This is a genomic window from Streptomyces sp. NPDC060198, assembly GCF_042728415.1.
Taxonomy (GTDB): domain Bacteria; phylum Actinomycetota; class Actinomycetes; order Streptomycetales; family Streptomycetaceae; genus Streptomyces.
Genome location: NZ_JBHWZJ010000465.1, coordinates 1 through 4,803 on the forward strand (window position 1 = coordinate 1; position 4,803 = coordinate 4,803).

A 4,803-nucleotide genomic window follows, 5' to 3' on the forward strand; every position below is an offset into this window, starting at 1 on the left:
GGATCACCTCCGGTACCGCCCCTCACCCGTGCGCGGCCCGTCAGCCGCCGTTGACCTTCTTGGCGACCCGGTCGCCGAGGTCCTTGTCGACATTGCGCCAGTACTGGATCGCGCGCTCCAGCACCGGGGCGCTCACGCCGTCGAGCAGGTGGCCGGAGATGTTCGAGACCAGACGGTCCCGCGCCGCGTCGTCGAGGACCTGGCGCACCAGCGTGCCCGCCTGGCCCCAGTCGTCGTCCTCGCTGTGCAGCTTGTACGCCTCGTGGACCATCTCGCCCGCCGTCGCCCACCCGGCGGGGTCGCCGAACCGGGCGGTGTCCGCGTCCGGACCGCCGTACGAGTTCGGCGCGTACACCGCTCCGGTGCGCGAAGGCTCGTACCGCATCGGGCCGTCCTTCGCGTACGAGTTCACGCCGTGCCGGGGGCGGTTCGGCGGGAGCTGCGCGTAGTTCGGGCCGATCCGGTAGCGGTGCGTGTCCGGGTAGGAGAAGAGCCGGCCGAGCAGCATCTTGTCCGGGGACGGGCCGATGCCGGGCACCAGGTTCGACGGTTCGAAGGACGCCTGCTCGATGTGGACGAAGAAGTCCTCGGGGTTCTCGTTCAGCGTCATCCGGCCGACCTCGGTCAGCGGGTAGTCGCCGTGCGGCCACACCTTGGTCAGGTCGAACGGGTTGAACCGGTAGTCCGGCGCGTCCTCGAACGGCATGATCTGGACCCGCAGCGTCCAGCTCGGGTGGTCCCCGCGCCTGATCGCCTCGAACAGGTCCCGGCGGTGCACGTCACCGTCGGTCCCGGCCATCGCGTCGGCGTCGGCCTGCGTGTAGAAGTCGATGCCCTGGTCGGTCTGGAAGTGGTACTTCACCCAGAAGCGCTCCCCGCCCGCGTTCACCCACATGTAGGTGTGCGAGCTGAAGCCGTCCATGTTCCGGTACGTCTTCGGGATGCCCCGGTCGCCCATCAGCCAGGTGACCTGGTGGGCGGACTCCGGGGAGAGCGTCCAGAAGTCCCACTGCATGTCGTGGTCGCGCACCCCGTTGTCCGGGCGCCGCTTCTGCGAGCGGATGAAGTCCTGGAACTTCATCGGGTCCCGTACGAAGAAGACCGGCGTGTTGTTGCCGACCATGTCGTAGTTGCCCTGCTCCGTGTAGAACTTCAGCGCGAAGCCGCGGGGGTCGCGCCAGGTGTCGGGGGAGCCCTGCTCACCGGCGACCGTCGAGAAGCGCGCCAGCATGTCGGTGCGCTTGCCCGGCTGGAACAGGTCCGCCTTGGTGAACTGGCTCACGTCGTTGGTCACGACGAACGTGCCGTACGCCCCCGATCCCTTGGCGTGCACCACCCGCTCGGGGACCCGTTCACGGTTGAACTGGGCCATCTTCTCGATCAGATAGTGATCCTGGAGCAGGATCGGGCCGTCCGCGCCGACGGTGAGCGAGTGTTCGTCGCTCTCCACCGGAATCCCGGCATTGTTCGTGGTGTACGGAAGTTTGCGGGTCTCCTCGGTCACGAGCGTCCTCCCGTCGGTATGGGGGGGTGGGGTCAGGCCGCTTCGTCCGGGACCGAGTCAACTCCGCGGTCCCGGGGTCGGCAACATTTGCGCCGGCCCGCGACGGGGCGACGCACCCCTCTTCCGCTCCCTCTACTGTCCTCCGGTCGCCATCTCGAACCAGACCACCTTGCCCGAGGACAGCCGCGTCGCCCCCCACCGCCGGGCCAGCCGGTTCACCAGGAACAGCCCGCGCCCGCCCTCGTCCGTCTCCCGGGCCCGCCGCTGCCGCGGCAGCTGCGGCGAGTCGTCCCCGACCTCGCAGCGCAGGATGTCGGTCCGCAGCAGCCGCAGCGTCACCGGCCGCTCGGCGTACCGGACGGCGTTGGTGACCACCTCGCTGACCAGCAGCTCCACCTCGTCCGAGAGGTCGGCATCCATGCCCCAGCGCTCCAGCGCACCCCGGGCCAGCTTGCGGGCCCGGCTCGGCGCCGAGTCCTCCGGGTCCAGCGACCAGTACGCCACGTCGTTCGGCGCGATCCCGTCGAAGCGGGCCGCCAGCAGCGCGATGTCGTCGTCCCGGTCGCCCGGACCGAGCATGTCGAGCACGTCGTCGCAGAGTGCCTCCAGCGGCGGCGCGTGGTCCGGTCCGGTGAGTCGCGCGGTCGTGGCGAGCCGCTCCCGCAACTGCTCGATACCGGTCCACACGTCCCGCAGCCGCGACTCCACCAGCCCGTCCGTGTACAGCAGCAGCGTGCCGCCGGCCGGTGCTTCCAGCTCCACCGCCTCGAAGTCGACCCCGCCCACGCCGATCGGGGCGTTCGGCGGTACGTCGAGCACCTCCGCGCGGCCGCCGAGGTGCAGCAGCACGGGCGGCGGATGGCCGGCGTTGGCGACGGTGATGCGGTGCGCGACCGGGTCGTACACCGCGTACAGGCAGGTCGCCATGCGGTTCTCGCCGAGACGCTGCGCCTGCTCGTCGAGGTGGTGCAGGACCTCCTGGGGCGGCAGATCGAGACCGGCCAGCGTCTGCGCGGTGGTGCGCAGCTGCCCCATGATCGCGGCCGAGGTCATCGAGTGCCCCATGACGTCGCCGACGACCAGGGCGACCCGGCTGCCGGGCAGCGGGATCGCGTCGTACCAGTCGCCGCCGACCCGGGCCGTCTCGGCGGCCGGGAGGTAGCGGGAGGCGAGCCGCACCCCGGTGGGCTGCGGCAGGGAGTCCGGCAGCATGGTGCGCTGGAGCTCGTCCGCGATGTACGCCTCACGCCCGTAGAGGACGGCCTTGTCGATGCCGAGCGCGGTGTGGGTGGCGAGCTGCGCCGCGACCAGCAGGTCGTTCGCCTCGAACGGTGCGCGATCGGTGGTGCGCAGGAAGACCGCCGAGCCGATGACCCGCCGCCGGCCGCGCAGCGGGGCGAGGATCGCACGGTGGCCGGTGGGCGCGGGCCTGCCGGCGCCCAGCAGCTCGGGCAGGGCGGCACGGGCCGCCGCGTTGTCGCCGAAGACCGGGCGTACGCCGCGCAGCACCTCGCCGAGCGCGCCGCCGGTGCGGACCTCGCAGAGCTCCGCGACGGGGAGCTGATCGGCCCCCGGGTCGATCGCGGGCGGCCTGAGCCGCTCGGGGTCGTGGAGCCCGTCCGGCTCCTCCTCCGTCAGCCGGAGCCGGTCGCTGCGGCGCAGCCGCAGCACGAACGGCTCCACCGGCCGCTCGTCGCCCACCGGCAGCGGATCGCGCAGGTAGATGAGGATCTCGTCGCAGAACGTCGGCACGCTGGCCCGGCAGAGGCCGAGCACGATCTCGTCGAGATCGATGCCCCGGGCGATCCGGCGGGTCGCCGCGCCGACGAACCGCAGCCGGTCGCCCTCGCGCCGCGACGCCGCCTGCGGGTCGGGCACGCCGACGACGGGGGCGGTGGCTGAGGCTCTGGGGGCTCCGGCCGGTCCCGGGATGGCCGCGGGTGCCGCGGTGCCCGGCGTGGCGTCCTGCTGCCGGGGCCGGGTGCGTTCCTGCGGCCGGGCGGCGAGAGGCCGGTGGCCTTCGTGGGAGGTGGGGTGCTCCGTCACGCGTGGGGTTCCGTCCGTCCGGGCCGGTTGTATGAGGCAGTCACCTCGTGGGGCGACACTCTGCCCCTGTGAGAGCGCTGGGAACAACGGCGCTCACCCGTGGCCGTCGCGCGCGGGGCCGAAACCGTGCGCACACGTGGCCGGGCGCTGACAACGTTTTCGGTGCGCGCCGTGTGCGCGGCGGGTGCGGTCCGCGTGGCCGGAGGCCGCGCGGTGCCGGTGCGCGGACCGGGTGCGGTCCCGGCCGGGGCGACCGCACCCGCCGGGAGGGCGGCCGTGCCGGTGTGTCCACCCGCTGGTGCGAGCACCACGCCTCCACCCCCTCGTTGTGGCGTCCGCCGCCGTGCGGCCCGTGCGGGCTGCGGCCCGTGCGGGGCTGGTACGGCGTGTGCGGAGTCGCCTGTGACATGCGGTCAGGACCGGTGGCCGATACGCGGGTTGTCGCGCACGGGCCCTCGGGAGGCTGATCCTACGGGCGCCCCCCACGGGTGGTTCAAGAGTCTCACGACGGTGTGCGCGCGCGGGTGCGGTCCCAGTCATCCGGCAGCGCCGGGACGGGCCAGGCCGGATCGGGCCGCCAGTGCTCCCAGCCGTCCCGGAACGGGGACCCCCAGGTCTCGATCACCGAGACCGCCGCAAGCCCTGCCCGGCGCACCCGCTCGGCCGTCCCGGGGGCCATCAGACCGACCCGCTGGGCTTGCGCGAACTCGTCCTCGTCGAGCCACTTCCAGCTCCGGTCGGGGTTCACCGAGATGTCGAGGAAGTGGTCCTCGGAATCGACCCCGGAACTCCAACGAGTGAGTGGTTCCTCGAAGTTGACATACCAGTTGCGGAAGACCCAGCCGCGGTCCCAGAAGAGCCACACCGACCACGGCTCGCCGGGCCGCGCCAGCTTCAGCACGCCCATGCCCCACCAGGTGTAGCGGTCCGTGGTGCGCGGCACGGTGTAGCGGGTGGCGAGGGGTTCCGTGTGCACCTCGGCGCCGTTCGCGAGCACCGGCCGTACGCACTCGGTGCCCGGGGCCATCCATACGGCCAGGAGGTCTTCGGTGTCCTGGACGACCGTGACCGGACGGCAGATGCGCAGCGGTGTCGCGTCCGCGGGCCTGTCGTCGCTGCCCTTGTCCCGGTAGCGCCAGAGGATGTGGTCCCCGGGTGCCCAGCGTGTGTGCTCTCCCGTACCTGCCATGAACAGATCTTACGGACGCCGCCGCGCGGGCGCTGCGATACGGATCACCCGGCACCCCGCATCC

3 protein-coding genes are annotated in these 4,803 nt (G+C 72.4%); all 3 read right to left on the reverse strand.

The annotated features are described in order from the left end of the window. Positions 1-40: 40 nt before the first annotated feature. Positions 41-1,504: a catalase gene (locus tag ACFWEP_RS31710; protein WP_387375303.1), complete on the reverse strand. Its 1,464-nt coding sequence runs from the start codon at positions 1,502-1,504 to the stop codon at positions 41-43. Positions 1,505-1,636: 132 nt separating this feature from the next. Continuing rightward, positions 1,637-3,550: a SpoIIE family protein phosphatase gene (locus ACFWEP_RS31715; RefSeq protein ID WP_387375305.1), complete on the reverse strand. Its 1,914-nt coding sequence runs from the start codon at positions 3,548-3,550 to the stop codon at positions 1,637-1,639. 502 nt (positions 3,551-4,052) lie between these two features. Further along, positions 4,053-4,739, reverse strand: coding sequence for a DUF402 domain-containing protein (locus ACFWEP_RS31720; RefSeq protein WP_387375307.1), 687 nt, complete (start codon positions 4,737-4,739; stop codon positions 4,053-4,055). Positions 4,740-4,803 lie beyond the last annotated feature (64 nt).

What these genes read in the sequence shown, in the direction of transcription:
- ACFWEP_RS31720 (WP_387375307.1), bottom strand. Translation starts at nt 4,739, where the DNA reads ATGGCAGGTACGGGAGAGCACACACGCTGGGCACCCGGGGACCACATC.